A 23100-nucleotide genomic window follows, 5' to 3' on the forward strand; every position below is an offset into this window, starting at 1 on the left:
GCGTGCCACCAGGGCACCGGGAGTTCACCGGGGACGCGGTGGCACCGCCGGCGGTGGCGGGGCGTTCGGCGGCAGCGGCGTCCGGCCGCGCCACAGCGGCAGGGCCGCGGGCAGGGCGAGCGCCGCGACGAGCGCGGCCTGGACGAGGATGTACCCGGGGGACGGATACGGGGAGACGAGGGCGTTGCCCACGTAAACATAGCCATCGCCGAACAGGGAGCCCAGAAGGAAGTACAGCTCGGGACCGTAGTAGGAGACGATGGCCACGACGACGGACACGCGCGCCCGCGCTTCGCGGAGGTCCGCCGATGTCGCGGCGACGCACAGCGCCCCCATCGGGAGGACGGCGCAGAGGACCGCGGGCAGCCCGACGGCGTCCACCGTCGTCGCGTCCGTCCCCGGCAGTGCCACGAACGGCATGAAGAACAGACCCGTCAGCGCCGCCCCGGTAACGTACGTCGACCGGTTCACGGCGGCCGACGCCGGCCTCGTCCGCTTCAGAGCCGCCCGGTGCGGCCACAACCGCAGCCCCAGTCCGGCCATGAGCAGCACGGTGGCCACCAGCCCCAGCAGCGCGTACACGTCGGGACGGACGGACAGCAGGGACAGGCAGTCGACGAGGTAGTAGACGGTGCTCCCGGCGACCAGCCCCCGGCCCGCTGCGCCCTTCGCCCCCGCCCGGTCCAGCAGAAGGGTCCCGGCCAGGAGCAGTACCGAACGCAGCAGGAAGAATCCCGCGCCGACGAGGTTCGCGTTCCCTATGGTCGACACCTCGGAGAACGGCCAGGCCACGATGACCACGGCGGCGAGCGCCGGGGGAACCCTCCTGTCCAGGAGCCGGCCGGGCCGGGGCAGCCGGGGGACGGCGGCACCGACCGACCGGGGCCACAGCGATCCGCGTGTCGGCGCGGTGACGGGTATCTCCAACTCGCCCAGCCGGTTGACGATGTTGACCGAGCCGCGCAGCGGTCCGGAGCGCTCGGCGAGCGCCCCGGGGTCGACACCGATCCTGACCCACCCGCCCGACGGGTCGAGGGGTCCGCTGTGCTCCACGGTGATCCAGCTCGCCGTGGTGGTGGCCTGGAAGACGCGTGCCAGAGGCGAGCCCACCAGCCGCACCGTGTGCGCGGCCGACGGCCCGGAGTCCCCCTCCGGCCCCCCACTCCAGCCTCCAGCTCCAAATCCGGCTCCGCCCTCCGGCTCCGCTCCCAGTTCGACGCGGTCGGGGCTGGCCTTGAACTGCGCCTCCTGCAGAGCGGCGGTCGCGGCGGCGGACACCTCCTTGCTGTCGTCCCCGGCCAGCCGGTGCAGCAGATCCATGGCCCCGACCGCCCGCTCGATGTCGTCGTCGAGCAGGATCCGCCGCAACTCCCGCACCCCCGCGAGCCGGTCGGCGGAGACCTGCCCCTGCGTCCGTCCGACCAGGTCGGCGGGCAGGGGCACGCCCTTCAGCCGGGCGGACAGCGGAACCCAGCCGACGACCAGCTTGCCGGAAGCATCCACCCACTTCTGCGGCGTCTGGTGGCTGGTGGTGGCGCGCACCCGCGTGTAGACGTAGTCGTACAGCTCGTCCAGGTCGACCAGGCCGTCCCCGCCGGTGTCCGCCTCACCGGTGCGCAGCCCGTGGACGAGCGCGCCGGTGAAGACCGACGACCCGTGCCGGTCCGTCCGGGCCAGCCGGTCGTCCTCGAAGGCGTACTCGGTCGCGCCGGAGGCCGTGATGACCATCCGGCCCCGGCCGTCGCCCGCGCCGTCCGTCCCGGACACCGCCGCCGGGAAGGCGCTCTCCCCGTCGATCGCGTCCGCGGAGCGGGCCCGCATCCCACGGGAGAACGCCCCGCCGTAGCAGCAGTCGAGGAACACCGCGATCCGCCGGGCGCGGCTCTCGGTCATCTCCTGATCGACGAAGCGGGCGGAGACCGCCGTCGCGGACAGCCGGGTGGGCACGGTGTCGGCGCCCGCGAAGTACAGCGCGCCGGACACGCCCTTCAGACCGTGGCAGGAGAAGTGGAGCAGCAGGAAGTCGTCCGGCCTGCGGTCGGCGAAGAAGTTCGCGACCTCCCGCCGGACGACGTGGGCGGGCCGGTTGCGGACCACCGTGACCTGGAATCTGCCGATCTGCGGGTCGGCCAGCACGGACTCCAGGGCCCGGGCGTCGTGTGCCGGGGCCGCCAGGCGGCTCAGCCCCTCGTGTTCGTAGACGTCGTTGGCCACGATCAGGGCGTGCCGTCCCGCCACCGCCGGTCAGCTCCTCTCCGGCTCGGATGGAGCGGATGGACCGGGGGTGTGTGCCCGGAGCCAGGCGTCGACGATCCTGTCCTGGGTCTCGGCCGAGACGCCGGTGACCTTCAGGGTGTCGCCGTCGATCGTCAGCTCGGCGGTACGGCCGGCGGCTCCGGAGTCCGCGCCCCTGGCCATCCACTGCCGGACCACCGTCACCAGCTCGTGCAGGGCCACGGGCACCTGGGCGAGGGTCACCAGCAGACCGCCGATCTCCGCCACGTCCACCGCCCGGGTCCCGTCCGGGGCCGGCCCCGCGCTCACCGCCTCGACCCGTTCGACGTCCAGCTCCAGCAGCTCCTCGCGTAACGCCGAGGTCGCCAGCTCCAGACGTTCCGCGTCCTCTCCGTCCGCTCCGCGCAGCCGGAGCAGCACCCGGTCGCTCATAACCGTTCCTCCCCGTTCGGGCACGGCCCGTCACACGCAGGCGCGTCGGATCCCCGCCGCCGGCCGTGCCCCGCCGACAGTAGACCTCCCCGCTCCCTCACCGGCGCGAAACCGTCGTTTGCGGACGACTTCGCCATCACCCGCCCACGGTCCGACGGCCTCGCCCGCCCCCGAGTGCCGAACACGTCGGCGGGCAGCCCCGGGCCGGGGCCCGCCAGGGGCTGGTGACGGTCCGAGTGCAGGCGCGGTGGGCGGGGTGGCGGGCGGTGTGGTCGAGCCGCCGGTCCAAGGCGGTGCCGAACTCTTCGGCAAGGGGACAGTCGCCCACTACGCGCGGGCCACCCGCGCTGAGCTGTCCGCCTTCGACCGCGCCCTCGGCCGCTCCGAGGCGCCGATTCCCCACAGCGAGGCGCGCCGCGCCCCCCTCGAAGCCGCAGGCAGGGGCGAGTGACCTGGCAGGTCTTGTGGGAGCCGACTGCGCTGGACGCTGCCACCGGTCACCTCAGAAAAGATCCCGGCAGTGTCGACGCCCTCCTCAAGACCACCGACCAACTCGCCGAGAACCCTCGCCCCCCTGAGTCCCGCCCGTGGGGGACCGAGCATCGTCGTCTCCGCCACGGCCCCCGGCGTGTCCTGTACCGCATCGACCAGGACGCCCGCACCCTTCACATCGAGCACGTCGGACGCGCCGGCGACTGACGCTCCCGGCCGCACCCGCCCTGAAGCCTGAAGCGTCAACCGGCAGCCCGCCTCCAGGCCCGCCAGGAACCGGGCGGCGGCCCCGGGGTCGTCGGGGCCCAGGCTCGCCGCGATCCGCACCGCGCGCTCCCCCGCCCACCACCGGACCTCCCCGGCGTGCGCCGAGAAGCAGTCCCCGAGGTGGAACATGCGCGGCTGGGGCGTACGCAGGTAGGCGACGGCCCCGGCCCGGTACGCGGCGGGCCACCGGCCGCTCATCCGCCCTCCCCCACAGGTGAGTCGAGCAGCACGGTGAACCACACCCACTTGCCGCCGGGCACGCAGGTGTAGCCCAGGGCGTCGGCCGTCTCCCGCAGCAGCCACAGCCCGCGCCCGCGTTCGGCGTCCCAGTCCGGCACCTGTACGGCGGGGGCCCGGCAGGAGCGGTCGTACAGCCGAACCAGGGCCGTGCCCCGCCCCTGCCGCACCTCCAGCCGGCACCGCCGGTCGGCCACGTGCCGGCACACGTTCGACAGCAGCTCCGAGACCCCCAGCCGCGCCGTCTCCACCGCCGCCCGGTCCCCGCCCATCGCGCGCACCGCCGCCGCGACCTCGCGCCGCCACACCTCGATCCCCCGCGCCTCGACGGCTATCTCCCAGGCATGGATGTGGTTGTCCGCGATGTTCCGCTCCACGACAGCCATAGGGGGGCTCCAACCTTAGGTAATCGTTCCGGCACCGATGGTTACCGGCCAGCTCCGGCATATCCACCGTCATTTACCTGCCACAACTGACACACTCCTCCGATGTCGGGGAATGTCGGTTATGGCAGGTGAAGAACCTTGAACGAGGCCTTGCGGCGTGCTGTCTCGGAGTCCGGTATGACTTCCTACCAATTGGCGCGCGCCTGTGGAGTCGAAGGCCGAACAGTCGATCGGTGGTTGTATGAAGGACGGGTACCCCGCCCCGGTACCCGCGCAGTTGTCGCCGACCGACTGGGAGTTGAGGAAAGCGTGCTGTGGCCCAACGCCGTGAAGGCCGTCATGAAGACCGGCCCAGACCGCGAGGTCGTCTCGGTCTACCCGTACCGCTCGGTCTGCCCGTCGTCCGTCTGGCGCTCACTGATCACGGACGCCCGCGAGGAGCTGACGTTCGCCGGGTACACCAACTACTTCCTCTGGCTCGACCACCCGAATCTCGCCACCGTGCTCAGGAAGAAGGCCCGCGCCGGTGTCGCGGTGCGGTTCCTGCTGGGCGAGCCCGACTCAGAGACGACCCGGCGCCGCGAGACGGTGGAACAGACCGCACTGACCGTCTCCACCCGCATCCGCATCACGCTGGAGCACTTGGAACGGCTCGGGGACACCGAGAACATCGAGGCCCGCTACAGCCGTCACGAGGGCCACATCAGCCTGTCGGTGTTCCGCTTCGACGACCAGATGCTCGTCACTCCCCACCTGTCCAACCTGGTCGGTCACGACTCGCCCATGCTCCATCTGCGGCGACTGCAGGACGACGGCATGTTCGACCGTTTCGCCTCGCACGTCGAGGCGCTGTGGAAGGAGGGAGCTCTGGTCAACGGATGACTGCGGACAGCGTTCGGCACGACCTGCCGATCGATCGGTGGCGGAAGTCCAGTCACACCGCCGGCGACGGCAACTGCGTGGAGGTGGCGGAGATACCCGGCACCTCCGGCATCGCCGTACGCGACTCCAAGAACCTGGGCGTCCCCCCGGCCCGCGTCTCCCGCCCCGCCTGGGCGGCGTTCCTCTCGGCGGTGGCGCGGGGCACGGCCCCCACCGGCTAAAGGACAAGCGACCCCGGAAAGAGCGCTGTCGGAGGCTCGGCGCGACCCTGGAGGGGTCGTCACCACCGTCGGCGGACGGTCGCCTTACCGCCGGTCACCAGGCTCGCCGGCGGAACGTCGTCGGCCACGACCGCGCCGGCGGCGACCACGGCGTCACGGCCGATGCTGACGCCGGGCAGGATCATGGCCCCGGCGCCGATCCACACGTTCTCCGCGACGTCGATGGGCGCACCGGTGAGGTACAGCTTGCGCTCCCCGGGGTCGACCGGGTGGCCGCTGGTGATGAAGGTGACCTTCGGGCCGATCATCACGCGCTCGCCGAGCCGGATGCCGGCGTAGTCCAGGAACGTGCAGTTCTGGTTGATGAACACGCGCTCGGCGAGGTCGAGGTTGAGGCCGTGGTCCGTGTAGAAGGGCGGGTAGATCGTGACTCCCGGCGGCAGCGGCATGCCGAGGATCCGCTCGAACAGTTTCGCCTTGCCGGCCTCGTCCTCGAAAGGTAAGGCGTTCAGGCGGGAGGTGAGTTCGGTGACCCGCAGGACCCTCTCGGCCATGGCCTGGAACTCGGCGCTGTGGATGCGCATCAGACGGTCGCTGGACATGTCACGGTCCTTCCGGTGTAGCGGTGGCGGAGGCTCGCCGGGAGACCAGTTTCAGGGGTGTTCGCGGAGGCGGGAGCGAAGGTGGCCAAGAGCGTTTCGCGGCGGGCGCCACGGACACACCCGCTTCGGCGCCCCGGGGCGTGTCGCGAAAGCGCGTGCGACGGCGGACGTGCCGTAGTACTCCTGGAAGGTCCCGGAGTTCAGTTCCGCTCCCGCTTGGAGTCGTCGATGGCCGTTCGTCGTGTCGTACCCAACATCCAGTCGGAGGCCGTACAGGAGAGCCGGGAGTTCTACGGCCTGCTGGGGTTCGAGGAGGTCATGAACCACGGTTGGATCGTGACGCTCGCTTCCCCGTCCAACCCGGCGGGGCAGGTCAGCCTCGTGACCGGCGACAAGACCGCCCCCGTCACCCCCGACATGAGTGTCGAGGTGGACGACGTGGACGCGGCCTATGCGGTCATGCGGGACAGCGGTGCGGAGATCGTTCACCCCCTGCAGGACGAGGAGTGGGGTGTTCGGCGGTTCCTCGTCCGCGACCCCGACGGCCGAGTGGTCAACGTGCTGGGCCACCGCTGACGCCGGCCCTGCGCGAGGAGTCCGGCACTACGGGCGGAACCTTCACGGTGCGGGGTGTGCGCGTCGACGGTGGGCAGGGCTCCGCAGTCACCGTCCGGTTTCCGCGGCGGTTCCCCTTCCCGACGCCCCGTGCAGCATCAGCACCACCCCGCTGAGCAGTGACGCCGCCGCGGTGAGGACGAGCAGCGTCCCCAGCCCCAGGCCGGGGATCACCGCACCGGCGAGGGCCGGTGCCGCGACCGAGCTGACGGCCCCCACGACCAGGCAGCCGGTGAACGCCGCGCTCGCGCGGTCGGGCACCAGTTCGGCGGTCCAGACCGCCAGCACCGCCGACCCGGTCATGTACCCCGCGCCGAAGACGCACGCCGAGGCCGCCGTCGCGGCCGGGGAGTCGCCGGCCAGCCCGAGGAGGGCCAGCGCGGCGGCCACCGTCACCAGGCACAGCGCCGCGACCCTGGGACTGCCCAGTCGCCGCGCGACGGCCCCGGTCGCCACACCCACCATGCCGGTGACGCCGATGGCCGCGCAGAGCGCCGGGACGGCGCCGACCGGGCCGTCCGCGCTCAGCTCCCCGGCCGGTAGCCGTCGTAGTCGTTCCATCCGGTGGTCCGGTCCATCTCCTCCCAGGTGGGCCAGACCGCGCCCGTCGCCTGTCGGACGAGTTCGCCGGGCAGGCCGAACGGCGGGGCCTTGTGCGGTTTGGCGAGGGCCTGGCCGACGATCGCGTCGTGGAGGACGGCCGCCGCGTGCAGACGGGGCAGCGCGGCGTGGACGCGTTCGGCGTGGCCGGGCGGGAGGGCGCGCGGGTCGTCGATGCCGAGGTCCAGCGCGGCCCCCGCCGTCACCAGGGCGATCTCCGGGCGCTTGCGCATCGCGAGGTCGTGGTGGAGGTGGAGGGCGATCGCGTCCCAGACGACCTCGACCCGGTCGGCGGGCACCCCGCGCTCGGTGAGGAAGCGGGCGGCCAGGTCGGCGCCGTCGAGCTCGAAGGACTGGTCGCCGTCGCCCTCCGGGGTGAGCCCGGCGTCGTGCAGGACGCAGCCCAGGAACAGCAGTTCGTCGTCGTAGTCGCGGCCGGGCAGCAGGCCGCGCCGCTCGCCGGAGGCGCGCCCGTGGAGGTAGGTCCTCAGGCTGTGGTTGAAGATCGCCGGGTGCTCGGTCCGCTTCGCGTGGTGAAGGGCCTCCAGAGCCAGCGCGGTGCGCGGCAGGGGCAGTTCCTCGTAGGGGTCCGTCATGTCATTCCTCCTGGTTGCCGGATGTCGTGGGTGGAGCGGGGGTCTCGCGGAGGCGGCGCAGGGCGAGCAGGCCGCCGATACCGGGGACGAGGGCGTACCACCGCGCGCCGGCGGCGGTCGTGGTCTGCCAGGCGGCGGCGATGACGACCAGGTAAGCGGTGCCGTGCAGCGGGCCGGCGAGCGAGGTGACCGGCCGCGCGTGGACGGTGAGCAGGTTGGCCAGCAGCACGGCCAGGGTGGCGGCCTCGGCGCCGGCGGCGATCCGCAGGATGCGCACAGCGCTCACGCTCCCGTGGTGGAGCCGGGGCGGACGATCATCAGGACGACGACGACCGCCCACAGCAGATTGAAGGCGCCGGTGAGCATGGACAGCCGGGCCGCCGCCGAGCGTGTCTCCCCGTTGGCCGCCGCCGTACGCGCCCCCGTGCCGTCCGCCGGCCGGAGCATCCGCCGCTGGCCGGGCACGATCGCCAGGACCAGGACAGCCGCGGCGATCGCGGTCAGGACGAGCGAGACGATCAGCCAGGCGTCGGTGAGGACCCCGAGCCGGGCACCCGTGGCGATCCCGAAGACCGGTACGGCGATACCGGCGACGGCGTAGCCCCGGCAGATCCGGTGCAGGAACGCGGCGATCGAAGCGTCCCTGCCCTCCCCCGGCTCCCCGGACCCGGCGGCCTGCCGCGCGTGGCGCGGGAAGAGGGAGGCGGCGACGGTGATCGGGCCGATCACCACGATCGCCGCCAGGACGTGCACGGACAGCAGCACCTTGGTCACCGCGGTCTCCTCACCCCCGATGGCGGATATGTTGGTTGCCAACATATAGCACGCCTACATGTCCGTTGAGTAGGCTATCTACTCATGAAGGCCGACGCCGTACGCGGACATCTGGACGGGCTGCTGCTGGCCGTGCTGGAGCCGGGACCGCTGCACGGGTACGCGATCATCACCGCCGTGCAGCGGCGCAGCGCGGGCGCGCTCGAACTGCGCACCGGCACGGTCTATCCCGCGCTGAACCGCCTGGAGCGCACCGGGCTGCTGCGCAGCAGCTGGGACTCCACCGGTGAGCGGAAGCGGCGCCGCTACGAGCTCACCGACGCCGGACGGCGCGCCCTGGCCGACGAGCGGTCGGCCTGGCAGTCGTTCACGGCGGCGATCGGCTCCGTCCTGGACCCCGCCCCGCACCCCGGGCACGCCGGATGAGCGGCCCCGGACGGCGGCCCGGCCCCGCCGGGGAGTACGCCGACGAGTACGCCGAGGCCCTGGCCTCCGCCCTGCGCGGCCCGGCCCGTGTCAGAGCCCGGCTGGTGGCGGAGATGCGCGACGGCCTCGCCGAGACGGTGGCCGCGTACGCCGCCGGGGGGCTGCCCCACGAGCTCGCCGTGCGGCAGGCCGTCCGCGAGTTCGGCACCGTGGCGGAGGTGGTGCCCTCCTGTCAGCGGGAGCTGACCGCCGCCCAGGTCCGTCACACCGCCCGGGCCGTCGCCCTGGCCGCACCGCTGCCGGCCGTCTGCTGGTACCTGTTCCTGGCCACCGGGCACGGCGGCCAACTGCCCGGGTTCGCCCGCCTGCTGGCGTTCCCCCTGGCCGGGTTCGCGGCCGTCGCCGCGCTGCTCGCGGCCGCCGCGCTGGCAGCCACCGGCCCCCTCGCCCGGCGGCTGCCCACCCCGCACCGGCTCCCCCGGGCGACCGCCTGGACCGGCACGACGGCCGGCGTCTGCCTGGGCGTGTCCGCGCTCACCCTCGCCGCCTCCTCCCCCCTGTCGGAGAACTGGCCGGTGGTCGCGCTCGCGGGCGTCCTCGCCACGGTGCTCCACACCGTGGTGGCCTCCTCCGCCCGCGCCTGCCGCGACTGCGCCCGCGCATAGCCGCTCCCCCGGAGGCATCCGCGACTCTGTTCCCCCGATGCCCCTTTCGCGCTGTTCACGACCAAAAGCGGGAAGTCGACAGATCCCCTTCCCAGACTTGCGGGCCGGCCGAGCTGACCGGCACGCCCCGGCGCACGTCCGCGCGCACCACGGCCCGCCCCGGGCGGGGCGGGCCGCTCGCACACGTCCGGGACCGCCCGCCTCAGCGGCGCCCCGCCGCCCCGCTCAAGGGGACCTGCCGGGCGGCCTTCCGGGCGGTGAGGGGGAAGAGTTCCAGGCACTCCTCCCGGCGGACCCCCTCGCGCACCTCCAGCCGCGGGTGCCCGGCCCGGACCACGTCGCGGGCACGGAGGTCGATCTGCCGCCAGGTGAACGTCTCGTCGGGATTCCCGGACGCCCAGTTCCGGGCGTCCTCCTGGGTGGCGCCGAAGGCGATGCCGCGCATCTTCGCCCAGATCGCGGCGGCGGTGCACATCGGGCACGGCTCCAGCGTCGTCAGCAGGAAGGCGCCGGTGAGGTAGCGCGAGCCGACCCGCTCGGCCGCCCGGCGGATGGCCTGCACCTCCGGGTGCGCGGTCGGGTCGTGGCCCTGGACGAGTCCGCTGCCCGACTCCCCGAGGACGGCCCCGTCCCGGATCACCACCGCCCCCAACCCGTAGTTTCCGGAGAGCGCCGCCTCACGGGCCAGCCGCAGGCACCTCAGCATCCCCTCCTCGATCTCCCGGGCCGTCATCCCGCCTCCGCGGGGCGCGTGCTACAGGTGGACATCAGGGCTTCCTTTCCGCAGATACGCACATCGGCGTCCTCGGTGGCTCGCTCGATCCACAGCGACCCGTCGTTCTCCACGATCCAGTAGTCCCGGGATCTGATGTCGATACAGCGAACGTCCATACGTCCTCGGTACATCTGCGCCAATTCCCGCACATGATGGAGGACCTCAGTCAGTTCTCCGGAACGGAACGAGAACTCCCGTTTTCCGTTGGCGCGACCTCGGGACACCACAGGTATGAAACTTATCTTTCGCGCGCCCCGTTCACAAGCGAAAGCCGCCATCTCCTCCATGAGGTTCAGACCGCCCGGAGCGACCACTGAATTTATCGATAATCCGATTTCCCTGCGCACCACCTCCGCGAGATTCCTCTCGATATCACCGAAGGATTTTCGGCGCAGCACATCGTCGTTTTCGATGGACGGCCGGTGGATACTGAACTTGAACTCGCCCGCGTACTCCGCGCAGGCGTCCATGGCGCGGGTGGACACGGCGAAACCGTTGGTGGTGACCACGGGCCTGAGCCCGGCGCCGGCGACCGCGGCGATGATCTCGGGCAGATCCTCCCGGACCGTCGGCTCACCTCCCGCGAGTTTCACCGACCGGGCGCCACCGGACGCGAAGAAGCGGGAGATCTCACCGATCTCCCGCACGGACAGTTCACTTCTGCTGGTGGGCGGTGCCTGGCAGAAGGCGCAGGCGACATTGCATCTGCGCGTCACCCGTAAGCAGACCGATCTAGGCAGCTCCTGCGGTATCTCCTTCACCGGCCATCTCCGATGCGGTAGAAAGCTCCAGCATGTTGAGAACATGCGACATCTGTTCGGCGAACTGCTGTGTGTAGTCGAGGCTGGCCCGGACACGGTCGGCGACATCGGGGCCGGACGGGACCTCGGTGCCGTAGAAGACGATGACGCCGTGCGGCGTCCGGCCGTGGACGTGACTGTTGGTGGCCGCGTCGAGCCGGAGTACCGGGCACGCCAGCACCCATCTCTGCTGCGGCTCGATCATGCGGCTCACGTCCGGGTCGTACAGATTGCTGTGGTCCACCGGGAGCTCCTGGTAGAGCGGAACGCGCTCCCGGTACGCCTGGCCGCTCACGATATGAGGGGTGTCGACGTAGATACGGGTGAAACCGTACTCACGCGGCATGCTGATGTTCAGCACCGCCAGATCACGGTCCTGCCGGAGATAGTGGCGGCCCTCCTCGTCCCGCTCGGCCACGAAGTACCGGGCGTTGCAGGTCACCCGCAACGTCCTGGAGACGAGTTCGCACATGATCCGCAGGGTGCTTTCCAGGATTCGCCGCTGCCGCAGCCGCAGCAACTCGTAGCGCTGCACGAAATCGTCCCGCTCCAGCATCTGCTGCCTCCGCACGAAGCCCTCACCGACCGCCAGGGAGGCAATCCCGAGGAACAGCGGGAAATTGCCCCACCCCAACCCTATCGACGCGGTCAAGTAGCCGTGCCCCGAGAGCTGGTCGGTGAAGAGGTTCACCCACAGGCCGATCAGCACACCCGAGACGACAGACGTTCCCACCCGCACGGCCGTCATCAGGCGCATATCCACCCCGCCTCCCCCTCAAACCGACAGCCAGTGCAGCACACCGGGGAATCGCCGCACGAGGGTGCCAGATGGAATCCCGCCAGCATCACCGGCATCACCGGCATCACCGGGTGTGGAGTACAGAATTCCGCTCCTGCTCCCGCACTTCCCCCCTTCCCGTTCTTCCCGGAAGAAGCCGCCGGCAAGCCCGGTCACACCCCGGCCGTCCGCGAGATCCGCGGGGAGGAGGCGGTACGCGGGCGCTCCCCGGAGCGCGCGACGGGGCGCGCCCCGGGGCGCCGTAGGACAGAGCCACAATCCGTTCGTAACTTTTCCGCTCACCGGCAGATATGCACGGCGGACGGCGGACGGCCGTGAGCGGATGAGGGACGAGAGGAGAAGCACGGTGGGGCGGAACCGGGTGGCGTACGGGTGCGGGGTCGTGGTGGGAGCCGCCGTGATGGCGGTCGCGCCGCCGGGTGGTGCCGAGCCGGCCTGGGCCGACGAGACACACCACGGGTCGCACAACGGGCCGACCGTCGCGCTGATCTCCACCGGGCAGATCGACGACCCGATGGAGGACGTGCTGGAGCACGCCGCGCTCCTCCAGCGGGACCACCACACGGGCTGAGCCCGGATCGGACACCGGCTCCGGGGTGAGCGAGCCGGCCCCGCCCGGCGGGTTCGGACGGAACCGGGCGGGGCCGTCGCACCGGAGGCGGCGGAGACCGGGGCACGCACCGCCCCCGGTCTCCCGGCTGTCCGCGGGACCGGGTGGGGCCCGGTCCAGGACAGCCGATAGCCCGGCGGAAGGGCGGCTGTGGGGGCCGCCCTTCCGCCGGGCCGGTGCTGCTCGAAGGCGCCGGGTGCGGGGCCCGGCGACTGGGCCGGACCGGACCGCCGTACCGGCGTTCGGACGCCGGGGCCGTGCCGCGCTCAGACGCCGATGCCGCGGCCGTCCTCGCGCCAGACGGAGACGACCGACGGGCGGGGCGCCCTTCCCGGCCCGTCGGGCCAGGCCGAGGCGGGCTGCTCGTAGCTGGCGCCGTCCACCTCGCCCGGGTGCTGCACCGCGACCAGCACCCGCCGGTCCTGGATGATCGGGCCACAGGTCTCGGCCCCGGCCGGGACGGTGAGGAACTGCCTCACCTCACCGCGCCGCTCGCCGGCCGTGGCCACGCCGAACAGCCCGTCGTGGGAGCCCAGCGCGTTGCCGTCCGTGGAGATCCACAGGTTGCCGTAGGCGTCGAAGGCGAGGTTGTCCGGGCAGGAGATCGGGCTGACCTGGTCCTTGGGGAAGCCGGCGAAGTAGGTGGCGGGGTCCTCCGGGTCGCCGCAGACCAGGAACAGGCGCCAGGCGAAGCCGTCGGCCGCCGGGTCGTCCCAGTGCTCGGCCAGCTCCAGCACCTGGCCGTGCCTGTTGGCGTTGCGCGGGTTGGCCTCGTCGGCGGCCGGGTTGGAGCCGACCCCGCGCTGGGAGTTGTTGGTCAGCGCGACGTAGACGCGGCCGGTGCGCGGGCTGGGCTCGACGTCCTCGGGACGGTCCATCTTGGTGGCGCCCACCTTGTCGGCGGCCAGGCGCGTGAAGACGTAGACCTCCTCGGCGCTCATGCCGGGGACGTGGGAGGTGTCACCGGTGGCCAGCGGGATCCACACGCCGGAGCCGTCGAACTCGCCGTCGGAGGGGAGCTTCCCGCTGCCGTCGATCTGGTCGGCCGGGCTGTCGCCGGTCAGCTTCGCCACGTAGAGGGTGCCCTCGTCCAGCAGCGTGAGGTTGTGCTCGCGGGCGGCGCGGCTGTCGCCCTTCGCCATCCGCCGGGAGGAGACGAACTTGTAGAAGTAGTCGAAGCGCTCGTCGTCGCCCATGTAGACGACCGGGCGGCCGTCCGCGGTCAGGCGGGGCTCGGCGGCCTCGTGCTTGAAGCGGCCGAGCGCGGTGCGCTTGCGCGGCACGGAGTCGGGGTCGTACGGGTCCACCTCGACGACCCAGCCGAAGCGGTTGGCCTCGTTGGGCTCCTCGGTCAGGTCGAAGCGGTCGTCGAACCGCTCCCACTTGCGTCCCGAGGCGCCGCCGCTCATTCCGTAGCGGGCCAGTCTGGCCCTCACCTCCGGGTCGGTGACGGAGGCGGCGCCCCCGAAGTACTGGTTGAAGTTCTCCTCGGCCGACAGCGCCGTGCCCCAGGGGGTGGTGCCGCCCGCGCAGTTGTTGAGGGTGCCCAGCACCCTGGTGCCGGTGGGGTCGGCGGAGGTCTTCAGCAGGTCGGACCCGGCGGCCGGGCCGGTGAGGCGGAACTCGCTGGTGGCGGTGAAGCGGCGGTTGAGGTGGTGGCGGGGGACGGCCGTGAGCTTCCCCGTGCGGCGGTCCTCCTCCACCACGACGACGGACAGGCCGTGCGCGGCCCAGGCGATCTCCACCTGCTCGCGGGTGGGGTTGTCCCCGTCGTAGCCGGGGAACATCAGCTCCTCGTCGGTGTACTCGTGGTTGGCGAAGAGCACCTGGCGCCCGCGCTCGCCCTTGAGCGGCAGCAGGGTGAGGAAGTCGTTGTTGTAGCCGAACTGGCCGGCCTGCGCCTTCGCGCTCTGCTTCTCCGGGTCGAAGGCGGGCGCGCCGCGCAGGATCGGGTCACCCCAGCGGATGACGACGTTCTGCGCGTAGCCCTCGGGGACGGTCACCGCGTCGGCGGTGTTCGGCGCGACGGGCGCGAAGCGCAGGCCGCGCGCCGCCCCGCGGATCTTGCCGTGCTCCTTCTCCCAGCCCTTGCCCGGTACGGCGGAGGGCTTCGCGGCGGCCTCGGGCGCCTGGCCGATACCGACCGCCGCCCCGGCGGCGGCGGTGGCGCCGACGACGGCGCCGGCGCGCAGCACAGAGCGGCGGGAGAGGGCGGCGGCGATGACGTCGCCGGCGTACTCGTTGCCGCTGTTGTTGGGCACCTCGTGGAAGCAGGCGTCGCCGCAGCGGTAGCGGCAGGTCATGGCGGATCTCCCGCCGGGGTGCGAACCGATCAGCGGCAGCAGCTTGCGCATGGTTCCCTCCGGATGCTCCGTGTCTACGCGTGTCGGGACGCTAGGCGCGCGGGCACGACGGGGGGCGACCGCGCGATGAACGCGGAGTGAATCCGGCCCGTGGAGTCGGCAGGCCGTCCGGCGGCCGCCGTGGCCGGATCCGTACGTGGCCGCACCGCTGCCACCGGTGCCCGCCGGTCCGTACCGCGGCCCTCCCGCGCCCTTGGCCCGGCCCTCCCGGCGCCCCCGCGCACGGCGGTATCCGGACCGGCGACGCGGCCCCGGACCGTTAGGATTTCTCCCATGGCGGCCACTGGAAAAGAGCAGCGGGGGGCGAAGGCGTTCTACGTCACGACCCCCATCTACTACGTCAACGACGCTCCGCACCTGGGCCACGCCTACACGACCGTCGCAGGCGACGTGCTCACCCGCTGGCACCGCCAGCGCGGCGAGAAGGTGTGGTACCTCACCGGCACGGACGAGCACGGTCAGAAGATCATGCGCACCGCCGAGGCCAACGGGGTCAGCCCCCAGGAGTGGTGCGACAGGCTCGTGGAGGAGGCGTGGAAGCCCCTCTGGGAGCACCTGGAGATCGCGAACGACGACTTCATCCGCACCACGCAGCAGCGGCACACCGCCCGCGTCCAGGAGTTCGTGCGGGACCTGTACGACAAGGGCGAGATCTACCAGGGCTCATACGAGGGCCCGTACTGCGTGGGCTGCGAGGAGTACAAGGCCCCCGGCGACCTGCTGGAGGGCGAGGGGGAGTGGGCCGGCCAGAAGCTCTGCCCCGTCCACCGCAAGCCGGTGGACGTCCTCAAGGAGGAGAACTACTTCTTCAAGCTCTCCGAGTACGGGCCCAAACTCCTGGAGCACTACGAGCGGCACCCGGAGTTCATCCAGCCCGAGTCGGCGCGCAACGAGGTGGTGAACTTCGTCCGGCAGGGTCTGGAGGACCTGTCGATCTCCCGCTCCACCTTCGACTGGGGCGTGAAGGTCCCCTGGGACGACAAGCACGTGATCTACGTGTGGATCGACGCCCTGCTGAACTACGCCACCGCCGTCGGCTACGGCTCCGACCAGGCCAGGTTCGACGAGACCTTCCCCGCCGACGTCCACCTGGTCGGCAAGGACATCCTCCGCTTCCACGCGGTGATCTGGCCCGCGATGCTGATGGCGCAGGGCCTGCCGCTGCCGGGGAAGGTCGCCGCGCACGGCTGGCTGATGGTCGGCGGCGAGAAGATGAGCAAGTCCAACCTGACCGGCATCAAGCCCCAGGACCTCACCGAGCACTTCGGCGTGGACGCCTACCGCTGGTACTTCCTGCGCGCCATCGCCTTCGGCCAGGACGGCTCCTTCTCCTGGGAGGACTTCACCCACCGCTACACCAGCGAGCTGGCCAACGACTACGGCAACCTCGCCTCCCGCCTGGCCGCCATGGTGAACAAGTACTTCGACGGGCTGCTGCCGGAGTCCAAGGCCGACGGCGAGGCCGAGCAGGCGATCCGGGACGGCATGGCCAGGGCCGTGGCCGAGGCCGACCGGCGCATCGGCGACGAGCTGGACTTCGCGGGCGGCATCGCGGCGGTCTTCGACTTCGTCAAGCAGGTCAACGGCTACCTCACCGAGCAGGAGCCGTGGAAGGTCGCCAAGGACACCTCGCCCGAGGCCCAGGAGCGGCTGGCGACGATCCTCTACACCGCCGCCGAGTCGCTGCGCGCCTGCGCCGTTCTGCTCAACCCGGTGATGCCGCGCACCTCCGGCCTGCTGTGGGACTCGCTGGGGGCGGAGCCCGCGCTGGGCGCCCTGGCCGACCAGCGCGTCCAGGACGCCGGCGCCTGGGGCCTGCTCCCGGCCGGCACTCGGGTCACCAAGGGCCCGGTGCTCTTCCCGCGCCTGGAGGAGCCCAAGGGCGCGTAGCCCGGACCGGCCCCGGACCGTCCGCCCCGTACACGTAAGCGGTGCCCCTCCGTCCCGGCGGGTGGGCACCGCTTCGCCGTGTGCCCGTGCCCGTGCATCCGCTTCGGCGAGTTACTGCTGGACCCCTCCGGCCAGCTGCTCGGCGATCTGCGGTACGCCTGCGAGGTGGAGTTCTGGCGCGAGGGCGCCAGGCTCCTGGAGAGGGAGGACGCCGCCGAGCGGCTCGCCGCGCCCAACGCCGGCCTCCAGGTGTGGGGTTCTCTGCGTGTCGTCGCCGAGTCGGTCAAGGATGGCCGGGTCACCGAGTATGCCGCGACCGCCTTCGTCGACGCCCTTCTGGACACAGGCATTCGCTACCCGTTTCCCCGCGGGGGCTTCATCACCTGGGCCAAGCACAACAGCCTCTTCTGATCTGACCGCAGGTCGCCCGGAGAATGCGGTGACGTGCTGGCCGGTTGGGAAGCCGGGGCGCGCCGGATGGCCGGGGACCGTTCCTACGGTCGGTGGCATGACGAGGACCACACGGTGCACGGCCTCCGCCACGCCCGGAAGCTCACAGCTCCCAGGTATGGGTGCGGCCGTCGGGGGAGGTGTAGGACACGGTCTGGCCCCTGGGCGTGACGCGGACGGTGAACCACTCGCGGCGGGGCCGGTTCAGCTCCCGCCACCGCCGGTGGGCGCGCTCGACCACCGCCCACAGGTCCCGGGGCCCGGCGGCGGAGACCGCCGCGCCGGCGCGCCCGTCCCCGTGGTCGGTCACCCGTGCGCGGGAGCCGTCGGCGGGGTCGTACAGGACGGTGGTGCGGGTGCCGTCGGCGGCACGGCGGTACTCGCGTTCGACGACGGGCCCCAGGTGGAGCTGGGCGAAGAAGGAGAACGTCCAGTCGTCCAGCACGCTGCCGGACAGCGGCGTCTCCCGGCTCCGCCCGCCCTCCGCCCCGGCCGGGGGCGGCACCGGCCGGGGGCCGGACAGCAGCGGCATGAAGGCCGCCGGGGTGTGCAGGAGGTGTCCGGCGGCCGTACCGTCCGCGAGCTTGGTCAGCCGGGCCAGCACCCCTCCGGCCAGCGTCCCCTTGAGCGGGACCACCATGATCCCGCCCACCGCGCACTGGTCGGTCCAGGCGGCGGGCACGCGCCGCACCGAGCAGGTGGCGATGATCCGGTCGAACGGCGCGTGCCCCGGGGCGCCCGCCGCGCCGTCGGCCGTCTCCACCACCGGTGACAGCCCCAGGCCGTCCAGCCGCTTCCGCGCCGCGGCGGTGAGGCGTTCGGAGACGTCCACGGTCACCACGTTCCCCGCACCCGCCAGCCGGCACAGCAGCGCCGTGTTGTAGCCGGTGCCCGTGCCGACCTCCAGCACCCGCGCGCCCGGCCCGGCGTCGAGCGCGTCGAGCATGTCGGCCATCAGGCTCGGCGCGGTCGAGGAGGAGGTGGGCACGCCCGTGACGGCCCGCTCCCCCGCGTCCTCCGCGTGGAGCCCGTCCACCTCGGTGATCAGGGAGTCGTCCGCGTACACCCGCGCCGTCCACTGCCCGGTGTCCCCGTCCGCGCGGCGGCAGGGCAGGAAGCGCTCGCCGTCCCGGCGGTAGAACACCGGGACGAACCGGTGGCGCGGCACGTCCAGGAAGACCTCGGCCAGCCGCGAGGAGAGCACCACACCGCCCTCGTCCATCCGCCGCACCATGCCGACCCGCGCCTCGGCCAGCTCCGCGTGCTCCGCGCGCTCCTCACGCTCGTCGCCCCCGTGCGCTCTCACATCCCTTTCCCTTCCAGCCAGTCGGCGACGGCGGCCGTGATCGGCAGCCCGGTCGCCTGCTCCACGAAACCGAACTGCCCGCTCGGATTGATCTCCAGGAAGCACCATCGCCCCTCGGGGGTGACGACGAAGTCGAACGCGCCGTAGGGCAGGCCGAGGGTGTCCATCATCCGGCGTACTCCTGCCGCGACGGCCGGCGGCGGCTCGCACAGCCGGTATCTGTGACTGCCGTAGTCGCTGCGCCAGTCCACGTGTCCGGCCGGCGAGTCCGCGTGGATCTCGGCGGCGAACAGCCGCCCGCCGACGGCCGTCAGCCGCACCTCGTACGCCTTGGGCACCCACTCCTGGAACAGGTGCGCCGTGGTGGCGATGTCCGGGTGGCCGAGCTCTGCGGGGCCGACGATGCTGGTGTAGACGGCCGCCGACCTCCCGCCGACGGTGCCGCGCACGGGGGTGAAGGGTTTGAACACCACCCGTCCGCCGACCTCCTCGCCGAACTCCCCCGCCGCGCCGGGGTCGTTGGTGATCAGCGTGCGCGGCACGGACAGCCCGGACTCGGCCGCGACGCGCAGTTGCAGCGGCTTGTACTCGGCGTCGGCCGCCAGGCCCGGGGGCGGCAGCCACCGGACCGGCAGCGCCGCCAGCAGCCCGCCGAAGCCCCGCCGGGCCTCCCGTTCGGCCACCCTGCGGGCGTCGGGCGACATCCCGTCGGGGAAGCGGGGGCGGGCGGGCCTGCGGTAGTAGACGCTGCGCACGTCCCGCAGGTCCAGCGTCCGGCGCCCGGTGCGCAGTGTGCCGCTCCACGCCTTCCCGGCCGCGTGCCCGCCCTCCTCGGTCCGTCCGCCCTCCCCGGTCCTCCCGCCGAGGCGCGCGGCCAGCGACAGCCCCAGCGGGAAGTCCGCGACATCGGTGCGGAAGACGGGTACGGCACGCCGGTTCAGCTCCTCGACCACCAGGTCCGCGGTGGGGTCGAAGCGGCCCGCCAGCACCAGGATCCTCCCGGGCGCGGTCGTCCCGGGCCGTCCGTCGTCGGTCACCGGCCGTCAGTCGTCACTCGGGCCCGGATCGTCCGGCGCGTCCATCTGGCCGGTGGGCTCGGTGGGGCCGAAGGTCTTCGGCGGGTTCTTGGTCATGAACACCCCCGGCGGAAGACCCTGGTAGACACCGGTCTGGGTCTCCTCGTCATAGGCGATGTCCTGCGGCAGCACACCTCCCGAACCGGTGGTGGCGGTCAGGAACCGGAAGGCCAGCGGCGCCGGGCCCCGGTGGCCCGTCAGATCCGGCAGCTCCGGGGCGGCTCCCCGGTCCAGCGGGAACCTGTCCTCGGGCCTGTCCAGGGACAGGCCCGCCCCGGTGCGCTCATCGGAGAATAATGTCATGGTCATGGCTCCCCCTTCACTTCGGGGGGCGGAATCCCCCTCTGGGTTATCTCCGCCCGACGGCCGCCGTAAGCCGGTTTTCCGGCCACGGCCCAGGCCCGTACAGGCCAACGACCGGACTGCCCCCCGGTTTCGCGGGACCTCCGTCCCCTTCCCCCGGCCGCGGTGCGTGGAATACCCCTGGGGGCGGGCGTCCGGCAGGCGGACGCGCCGAGGAGGGAGGAGGGGAGCGGACATGGGCGAGCAGCGGCTGGCGGGTGGACGGGCGGTGCACGAACTGCGATGTGGCGCGGCAGTTCGCGCCCGGCCTGACAGGCGAGGAGGGCGGGCGCCCGGTCGTGCCGCGCGAGCCGCGCGACCGGGCCGACGGCGTCTGCCCACCGGTGGACTTCAGAGCGGTCCGCTGGTGACGGCCGCCCTGCCGGACGGGCTGGACCGGCTGGGTCTGCCGACCCGGCCGGTCCAGCCCGGAGGGTTCCGGCGCAGGGCGCGGGCGGAGAGCCGGTAGCGCAGGCCGTCCCCGTCCGGCGCGGTCAGGACGTAGAGGCCGCCGTCCTCCAGGACCCGCAGGGCGTCGCGGTGCGCGATTCCCTCCAAGGGGCGGTGACGCAGGACAGCGGCCGGGTCTGGCCCGCCGGGGTCGTACAGCTCGTACGGGCGGCCGGGCTCGTACGGGCGGATGGTGCCGGGCGCGGCCCAGGACGCGTCCGGGGGCGGGTCGATGCGGTCGGCCAGGCGCGGGGCCCGGGCGCGTATCCAGCGCAGGGCCTGACGCGGACTGCGGGCCCGGTGGCAGTCGAGCAGCCACTCGCGGTGGGTGTCGGCGTCCAGGACGGTGACCTCGCACCACACACCGCCGACGCCGCCGCAGGTGCGGGCCGCGGCCACGGCGAAGCCGGTCAGCGCCGCACTGACGGTCATGATCAGCGCACCCAGGCACAGAGCGGTGAAGTCCATCACGCTCACGGCCCCTCGCGCGAGGCGCGCAGCTCGAACCAGACCCGTTTCCCGGCCGGTTCCGCCCCGCCGGTCCAGCTCACGCCCCAGGCGTGGCTGAGCGCCTCCACCAGGAACAGCCCGCGCCCGCCGGTCTCGTCCTCGGCCGCGTGACGCGGGCGGGGCACCCCGCTCTGGTCCCCGTCCCACACGGAGACGACCGCGCCCAGCCGCGTGACGGCGGCCCCGACCCACAGATGGGGTACACGGGTGTGCACGACGACGTTCGTCACCAGGTCGCTGACCAGCGTGCGTGCGGTGTCCAGCAGCCCGTGGTGCCCGGCGGCGCACAGCCACGCCGCGACCGCGTCGCGGGCGACTCTCGGGGTGGTGGGCAGGGCGGGCGCGGTCAGCCGGTAGACGGCGGTGGCGGGTCTGCCGTATGCGGTCACGGTCATCTGCGTCTTCTCCCAACGCGGTTCGTCCGCGGTTCGTTGCGTTTCGTCTGCGGAGCACGCGCGCCCACCACCGTGGCTCGGCCGCCCTCCCCCGCCCGCGTCGGTGTGCGGGCAGGGGAGGCCAACTGCACTGCGGGTTCACTGGTGTTCACGCTGCGCTACCGAGGACCATAGGGCACTCGGGATAAACATGACTACCGATTCGCGAGGATCCATGTGGATCCCCTTGGACCACTTCACTCGTAAGAGGGCAGACTGTCGCCATGCCACCGAGGACAGTGACAACCGCCCGGCAACGGCGACTTGGCACCGAGCTGCGCAAGATGAGGGAGGCGGCCGGGCACAACGCCCGCGAGGCCGCCGCGATACTCGGCATCGACCACACCAAGATCAGCCAGGTCGAGACCGCCCGCTTCGGCGTCAGCGCGGACCGGGTGCGCACCCTCGCCGGCGCGTACAGGTGCGACGACCAGGCGTACGTCGACGCACTCGTCGCCATGGCGACCAACCGGACCAGAGGGTGGTGGGAGGAGTACCGAGGTGTTCTGCATCCGGGATTCCTCGACGTGGCAGAACTGGAGCACCACTCGGTCTACCTGCGCACGTACCAAATCGCGCACATCCCCGGCATCGCTCAGACAGAGGACTACGCACACGCGGTCTTCAAATTCGGCGCTCCCCACCGAATGCACAAGAAAGAAGCCGAAGCCCGAGTCGGGCACCGCGTACAGCGAGCGAAGATCCTCGATCGGGGAAGTCCCTTCGAGTACGAGGCTCTGGTGCACGAAGCCGCGCTACGCATGAGGTTCGGCGGGCGTGACGTAGCCCGGGCACAACTCAGACGTCTCCTGGAACTGACCGACCGGTCCAACTTCACGCTTCGGGTGGTTCCCTTCAAGTCGGACGGATTCGCCGGTTCGGGCCAGGCCGTGCTGTACGCGGGCGGGCCTGTACCTCAACTCGACACCGTGCACCTCGACTCGATGCTCGAACCGGTTTTCCTCGACGCAGAGGAACACCTGGCCATCTACCGGAACATGTTCTCCAAGATGGAGAGGCGCGCCCTGAGCGCCAGGATTTCGCGGGACTTCATCGCCGGGATCATCCACGACTTGTGAGAGGGACGGACATGCTGGAAAACACATGGCAGAAGTCATCGTTCTGCGGCGGGAACGGCGGAAACAACTGCGTGGAGCTTCGCTCCGACGCCGGAGCAATCCGGCTCCGCGAGAGTGAGCGGCCCGGGCAGACCATCGCCACCACGCCCGCCGCAGTGCGGGCACTGATACTCAGCGCCAAAGCGGGCGAACTCGACCATCTCACACACTGACTCCCCAGGAGGGCGAGCCCGACATGTCCACACCCATCGAGTGGCACAAGGCGACCTTCTCCGAAGGCGAAGGCGCCAACTGCATCGAGATCGCCCGGGACGGCGATCGCGTCCTCATGCGCGAGAGCAGCAAGCCCGACGAGATCGTCGTCACCACACCCGCCAAGCTCGACGCCTTCCTCAAGGGCATCAAGGCCGGCGAGTTCGACCACTTCGTCGACTGACCACCCGCCCGCCTCCGGCATCGAAGCGGATCCGGGTCGTCTCGGAGTGGCGGCGGATGCGGCCGTACGGCAAGCGCCGGTTTGTCGCGGACTTGACGAGCGTGCCCGCGAACTCATCCCCAAAACGTAACGACAAAGCACTCCCGCTCACCAGTGAAGACCAGGTGAGCGGGAGCGTGACAGTGAAGTCTTCTCGGCAACGTGACGGTTGCACTGCGTGACGATGTCGCGGTGTGTCTCCAGCCTCGGGAGCACCCCGAGGCCAGACAGCATGAAGCCTCTGGCAGGAACGAGTCGACCAAGATCACGTTCCGTACAACCAGAGGCTCCACGTGCCGTCCAGTATCACC

30 protein-coding genes are annotated in these 23100 nt (G+C 72.0%); 13 read left to right on the forward strand and 17 right to left on the reverse strand.

Features of this window, described 5'->3' with window-relative positions; all coding sequences use genetic code 11:
• Positions 1-24: 24 nt before the first annotated feature.
• Together LJ221_RS06420 and LJ221_RS06425 are read right to left on the reverse strand one after the other, a co-directional pair.
• Positions 25-2238, reverse strand: a complete 2214-nt coding sequence (locus LJ221_RS06420; protein WP_241714534.1) for a caspase domain-containing protein — start codon at positions 2236-2238, stop codon at positions 25-27.
• A gap of 6 nt (positions 2239-2244) precedes the next feature.
• Entirely contained in the window at positions 2245-2667 is a 423-nt protein-coding gene (locus LJ221_RS06425; protein WP_241714535.1) for a hypothetical protein, read from the reverse strand.
• A gap of 268 nt (positions 2668-2935) precedes the next feature.
• Between LJ221_RS06425 and LJ221_RS06430 the strand changes: the two genes are divergently transcribed.
• Positions 2936-3118 (forward strand): hypothetical protein, encoded by a 183-nt coding sequence (locus LJ221_RS06430; RefSeq protein ID WP_241714536.1) that lies wholly within the window; start codon positions 2936-2938, stop codon positions 3116-3118.
• Positions 3115-3366: a type II toxin-antitoxin system RelE/ParE family toxin gene (locus LJ221_RS06435; protein ID WP_241714538.1), complete on the forward strand. Its 252-nt coding sequence runs from the start codon at positions 3115-3117 to the stop codon at positions 3364-3366. Before LJ221_RS06430 ends, LJ221_RS06435 begins: the two co-directional genes overlap by 4 nt.
• Before the next feature lie 254 nt (positions 3367-3620).
• Here LJ221_RS06435 and LJ221_RS06440 read toward each other — a convergent pair whose 3' ends face one another.
• On the reverse strand, positions 3621-4049 hold the full coding sequence (locus LJ221_RS06440; RefSeq protein ID WP_241714540.1) for an ATP-binding protein: 429 nt from the start codon (positions 4047-4049) through the stop codon (positions 3621-3623).
• A gap of 309 nt (positions 4050-4358) precedes the next feature.
• Between LJ221_RS06440 and LJ221_RS06445 the strand changes: the two genes are divergently transcribed.
• A complete protein-coding gene (locus LJ221_RS06445) occupies positions 4359-4931 on the forward strand; it encodes a hypothetical protein (RefSeq protein ID WP_241714542.1) in 573 nt (190 codons plus the stop codon).
• Entirely contained in the window at positions 4928-5152 is a 225-nt protein-coding gene (locus tag LJ221_RS06450; RefSeq protein ID WP_241714544.1) for a DUF397 domain-containing protein, read from the forward strand. Before LJ221_RS06445 ends, LJ221_RS06450 begins: the two co-directional genes overlap by 4 nt.
• 59 nt (positions 5153-5211) lie before the next feature.
• Here LJ221_RS06450 and LJ221_RS06455 read toward each other — a convergent pair whose 3' ends face one another.
• A complete protein-coding gene (locus tag LJ221_RS06455) occupies positions 5212-5754 on the reverse strand; it encodes a DapH/DapD/GlmU-related protein (protein ID WP_241714546.1) in 543 nt (180 codons plus the stop codon).
• A gap of 228 nt (positions 5755-5982) precedes the next feature.
• Between LJ221_RS06455 and LJ221_RS06460 the strand changes: the two genes are divergently transcribed.
• Positions 5983-6330 (forward strand): VOC family protein, encoded by a 348-nt coding sequence (locus LJ221_RS06460; protein ID WP_241714547.1) that lies wholly within the window; start codon positions 5983-5985, stop codon positions 6328-6330.
• A gap of 87 nt (positions 6331-6417) precedes the next feature.
• On the opposite strand, the gene LJ221_RS06465 is transcribed toward LJ221_RS06460, so the two are convergent.
• From LJ221_RS06465 to LJ221_RS06480, 4 genes are read right to left on the reverse strand one after another with little or no spacing between them, the layout of a single operon-like run.
• A complete protein-coding gene (locus LJ221_RS06465; RefSeq protein WP_241714548.1) occupies positions 6418-6930 on the reverse strand; it encodes a hypothetical protein in 513 nt (170 codons plus the stop codon).
• Entirely contained in the window at positions 6894-7565 is a 672-nt protein-coding gene (locus LJ221_RS06470) for an HD domain-containing protein (protein ID WP_241714549.1), read from the reverse strand. The genes LJ221_RS06465 and LJ221_RS06470 overlap by 37 nt, the downstream gene beginning before the upstream one ends.
• 1 nt (position 7566) lies before the next feature.
• Positions 7567-7851: a hypothetical protein gene (locus LJ221_RS06475; protein ID WP_374228391.1), complete on the reverse strand. Its 285-nt coding sequence runs from the start codon at positions 7849-7851 to the stop codon at positions 7567-7569.
• Positions 7848-8339, reverse strand: coding sequence for a DUF2269 family protein (locus LJ221_RS06480; RefSeq protein WP_241714572.1), 492 nt, complete (start codon positions 8337-8339; stop codon positions 7848-7850). Before LJ221_RS06480 ends, LJ221_RS06475 begins: the two co-directional genes overlap by 4 nt.
• Positions 8340-8423: 84 nt before the next feature.
• On the opposite strand from LJ221_RS06480, the gene LJ221_RS06485 reads away from it, so the two are divergent.
• Complete coding sequence (locus LJ221_RS06485) at positions 8424-8765, forward strand: PadR family transcriptional regulator (protein WP_241714550.1); 342 nt, start codon at positions 8424-8426, stop codon at positions 8763-8765.
• Entirely contained in the window at positions 8762-9430 is a 669-nt protein-coding gene (locus tag LJ221_RS06490; RefSeq protein WP_241714551.1) for a permease prefix domain 1-containing protein, read from the forward strand. Before LJ221_RS06485 ends, LJ221_RS06490 begins: the two co-directional genes overlap by 4 nt.
• A gap of 202 nt (positions 9431-9632) precedes the next feature.
• Here LJ221_RS06490 and LJ221_RS06495 read toward each other — a convergent pair whose 3' ends face one another.
• The 3 genes from LJ221_RS06495 to LJ221_RS06505 are packed head-to-tail and all read right to left on the reverse strand — an operon-like array spanning position 9633 to position 11762.
• Entirely contained in the window at positions 9633-10163 is a 531-nt protein-coding gene (locus tag LJ221_RS06495; protein WP_241714552.1) for a nucleoside deaminase, read from the reverse strand.
• Entirely contained in the window at positions 10160-11011 is an 852-nt protein-coding gene (locus LJ221_RS06500; protein ID WP_241714553.1) for a radical SAM protein, read from the reverse strand. The genes LJ221_RS06495 and LJ221_RS06500 overlap by 4 nt, the downstream gene beginning before the upstream one ends.
• Positions 10938-11762 carry a hypothetical protein gene (locus LJ221_RS06505; RefSeq protein ID WP_241714554.1) on the reverse strand — a complete coding sequence of 275 codons (825 nt, stop codon included), beginning with the start codon at positions 11760-11762 and terminating at the stop codon, positions 10938-10940. Before LJ221_RS06505 ends, LJ221_RS06500 begins: the two co-directional genes overlap by 74 nt.
• 388 nt (positions 11763-12150) lie before the next feature.
• Between LJ221_RS06505 and LJ221_RS06510 the strand changes: the two genes are divergently transcribed.
• Positions 12151-12375 (forward strand): hypothetical protein, encoded by a 225-nt coding sequence (locus tag LJ221_RS06510; protein WP_241714574.1) that lies wholly within the window; start codon positions 12151-12153, stop codon positions 12373-12375.
• Positions 12376-12680: 305 nt separating this feature from the next.
• Here the strand turns inward: LJ221_RS06510 and LJ221_RS06515 are convergent, their stop codons facing one another.
• A complete protein-coding gene (locus tag LJ221_RS06515) occupies positions 12681-14768 on the reverse strand; it encodes a PhoX family phosphatase (protein WP_241714556.1) in 2088 nt (695 codons plus the stop codon).
• A 282-nt stretch (positions 14769-15050) separates the two neighbouring features.
• On the opposite strand from LJ221_RS06515, the gene metG reads away from it, so the two are divergent.
• Both metG and LJ221_RS06525 read left to right on the forward strand, forming a co-directional pair.
• Entirely contained in the window at positions 15051-16667 is a 1617-nt protein-coding gene (gene metG, locus LJ221_RS06520; protein ID WP_241714558.1) for a methionine--tRNA ligase, read from the forward strand.
• Between the two features lie 78 nt (positions 16668-16745).
• Positions 16746-17078: a hypothetical protein gene (locus tag LJ221_RS06525; protein WP_241714560.1), complete on the forward strand. Its 333-nt coding sequence runs from the start codon at positions 16746-16748 to the stop codon at positions 17076-17078.
• A gap of 142 nt (positions 17079-17220) precedes the next feature.
• On the opposite strand, the gene LJ221_RS06530 is transcribed toward LJ221_RS06525, so the two are convergent.
• The 5 genes from LJ221_RS06530 to LJ221_RS06550 all read right to left on the reverse strand — a co-directional run bounded on the left by LJ221_RS06530 (position 17221) and on the right by LJ221_RS06550 (position 21196).
• Positions 17221-18423 (reverse strand): methyltransferase domain-containing protein, encoded by a 1203-nt coding sequence (locus LJ221_RS06530; RefSeq protein ID WP_241714562.1) that lies wholly within the window; start codon positions 18421-18423, stop codon positions 17221-17223.
• On the reverse strand, positions 18420-19460 hold the full coding sequence (tgmB, locus tag LJ221_RS06535) for an ATP-grasp ribosomal peptide maturase (RefSeq protein ID WP_241714564.1): 1041 nt from the start codon (positions 19458-19460) through the stop codon (positions 18420-18422). The genes LJ221_RS06530 and tgmB overlap by 4 nt, the downstream gene beginning before the upstream one ends.
• A gap of 6 nt (positions 19461-19466) precedes the next feature.
• Entirely contained in the window at positions 19467-19808 is a 342-nt protein-coding gene (locus LJ221_RS06540) for a hypothetical protein (RefSeq protein WP_241714565.1), read from the reverse strand.
• Positions 19809-20192: 384 nt separating this feature from the next.
• Positions 20193-20768, reverse strand: a complete 576-nt coding sequence (locus tag LJ221_RS06545) for a hypothetical protein (protein WP_241714566.1) — start codon at positions 20766-20768, stop codon at positions 20193-20195.
• Entirely contained in the window at positions 20765-21196 is a 432-nt protein-coding gene (locus LJ221_RS06550) for an ATP-binding protein (protein WP_241714567.1), read from the reverse strand. The genes LJ221_RS06545 and LJ221_RS06550 overlap by 4 nt, the downstream gene beginning before the upstream one ends.
• A 263-nt stretch (positions 21197-21459) precedes the next feature.
• Between LJ221_RS06550 and LJ221_RS06555 the strand changes: the two genes are divergently transcribed.
• From LJ221_RS06555 to LJ221_RS06565, 3 genes are read left to right on the forward strand one after another with little or no spacing between them, the layout of a single operon-like run.
• Positions 21460-22314, forward strand: a complete 855-nt coding sequence (locus LJ221_RS06555) for a helix-turn-helix transcriptional regulator (protein WP_241714568.1) — start codon at positions 21460-21462, stop codon at positions 22312-22314.
• 11 nt (positions 22315-22325) lie between these two features.
• Positions 22326-22526: a DUF397 domain-containing protein gene (locus LJ221_RS06560; protein WP_241714569.1), complete on the forward strand. Its 201-nt coding sequence runs from the start codon at positions 22326-22328 to the stop codon at positions 22524-22526.
• A 23-nt stretch (positions 22527-22549) separates the two neighbouring features.
• Positions 22550-22750, forward strand: coding sequence for a DUF397 domain-containing protein (locus tag LJ221_RS06565; RefSeq protein WP_241714570.1), 201 nt, complete (start codon positions 22550-22552; stop codon positions 22748-22750).
• Positions 22751-23100 lie beyond the last annotated feature (350 nt).

Source organism: Streptomyces sp. CNQ085 (assembly GCF_022614595.1).
Lineage (GTDB): Bacteria > Actinomycetota > Actinomycetes > Streptomycetales > Streptomycetaceae > Streptomyces.

Excerpts from the sequence above, each read along its gene's own strand:
- LJ221_RS06425 (WP_241714535.1), bottom strand. The coding sequence starts at position 2,667 with ATGAGCGACCGGGTGCTGCTCCGGCTGCGCGGAGCGGACGGAGAGGAC.
- LJ221_RS06440 (WP_241714540.1), bottom strand. The coding sequence starts at position 4,049 with ATGGCTGTCGTGGAGCGGAACATCGCGGACAACCACATCCATGCCTGG.
- LJ221_RS06450 (WP_241714544.1), top strand. The coding sequence starts at position 4,928 with ATGACTGCGGACAGCGTTCGGCACGACCTGCCGATCGATCGGTGGCGG.
- LJ221_RS06455 (WP_241714546.1), bottom strand. The coding sequence starts at position 5,754 with ATGTCCAGCGACCGTCTGATGCGCATCCACAGCGCCGAGTTCCAGGCC.
- LJ221_RS06460 (WP_241714547.1), top strand. The coding sequence starts at position 5,983 with ATGGCCGTTCGTCGTGTCGTACCCAACATCCAGTCGGAGGCCGTACAG.
- LJ221_RS06465 (WP_241714548.1), bottom strand. The coding sequence starts at position 6,930 with ATGGAACGACTACGACGGCTACCGGCCGGGGAGCTGAGCGCGGACGGC.
- LJ221_RS06470 (WP_241714549.1), bottom strand. The coding sequence starts at position 7,565 with ATGACGGACCCCTACGAGGAACTGCCCCTGCCGCGCACCGCGCTGGCT.
- LJ221_RS06485 (WP_241714550.1), top strand. The coding sequence starts at position 8,424 with ATGAAGGCCGACGCCGTACGCGGACATCTGGACGGGCTGCTGCTGGCC.
- LJ221_RS06490 (WP_241714551.1), top strand. The coding sequence starts at position 8,762 with ATGAGCGGCCCCGGACGGCGGCCCGGCCCCGCCGGGGAGTACGCCGAC.
- LJ221_RS06495 (WP_241714552.1), bottom strand. The coding sequence starts at position 10,163 with ATGACGGCCCGGGAGATCGAGGAGGGGATGCTGAGGTGCCTGCGGCTG.
- LJ221_RS06500 (WP_241714553.1), bottom strand. The coding sequence starts at position 11,011 with ATGTTCTCAACATGCTGGAGCTTTCTACCGCATCGGAGATGGCCGGTG.
- LJ221_RS06505 (WP_241714554.1), bottom strand. The coding sequence starts at position 11,762 with ATGCGCCTGATGACGGCCGTGCGGGTGGGAACGTCTGTCGTCTCGGGT.
- LJ221_RS06515 (WP_241714556.1), bottom strand. The coding sequence starts at position 14,768 with ATGCGCAAGCTGCTGCCGCTGATCGGTTCGCACCCCGGCGGGAGATCC.
- metG (WP_241714558.1), top strand. The coding sequence starts at position 15,051 with ATGGCGGCCACTGGAAAAGAGCAGCGGGGGGCGAAGGCGTTCTACGTC.
- LJ221_RS06540 (WP_241714565.1), bottom strand. The coding sequence starts at position 19,808 with ATGACCATGACATTATTCTCCGATGAGCGCACCGGGGCGGGCCTGTCC.
- LJ221_RS06550 (WP_241714567.1), bottom strand. The coding sequence starts at position 21,196 with ATGACCGTGACCGCATACGGCAGACCCGCCACCGCCGTCTACCGGCTG.
- LJ221_RS06555 (WP_241714568.1), top strand. The coding sequence starts at position 21,460 with ATGCCACCGAGGACAGTGACAACCGCCCGGCAACGGCGACTTGGCACC.
- LJ221_RS06560 (WP_241714569.1), top strand. The coding sequence starts at position 22,326 with ATGCTGGAAAACACATGGCAGAAGTCATCGTTCTGCGGCGGGAACGGC.
- LJ221_RS06565 (WP_241714570.1), top strand. The coding sequence starts at position 22,550 with ATGTCCACACCCATCGAGTGGCACAAGGCGACCTTCTCCGAAGGCGAA.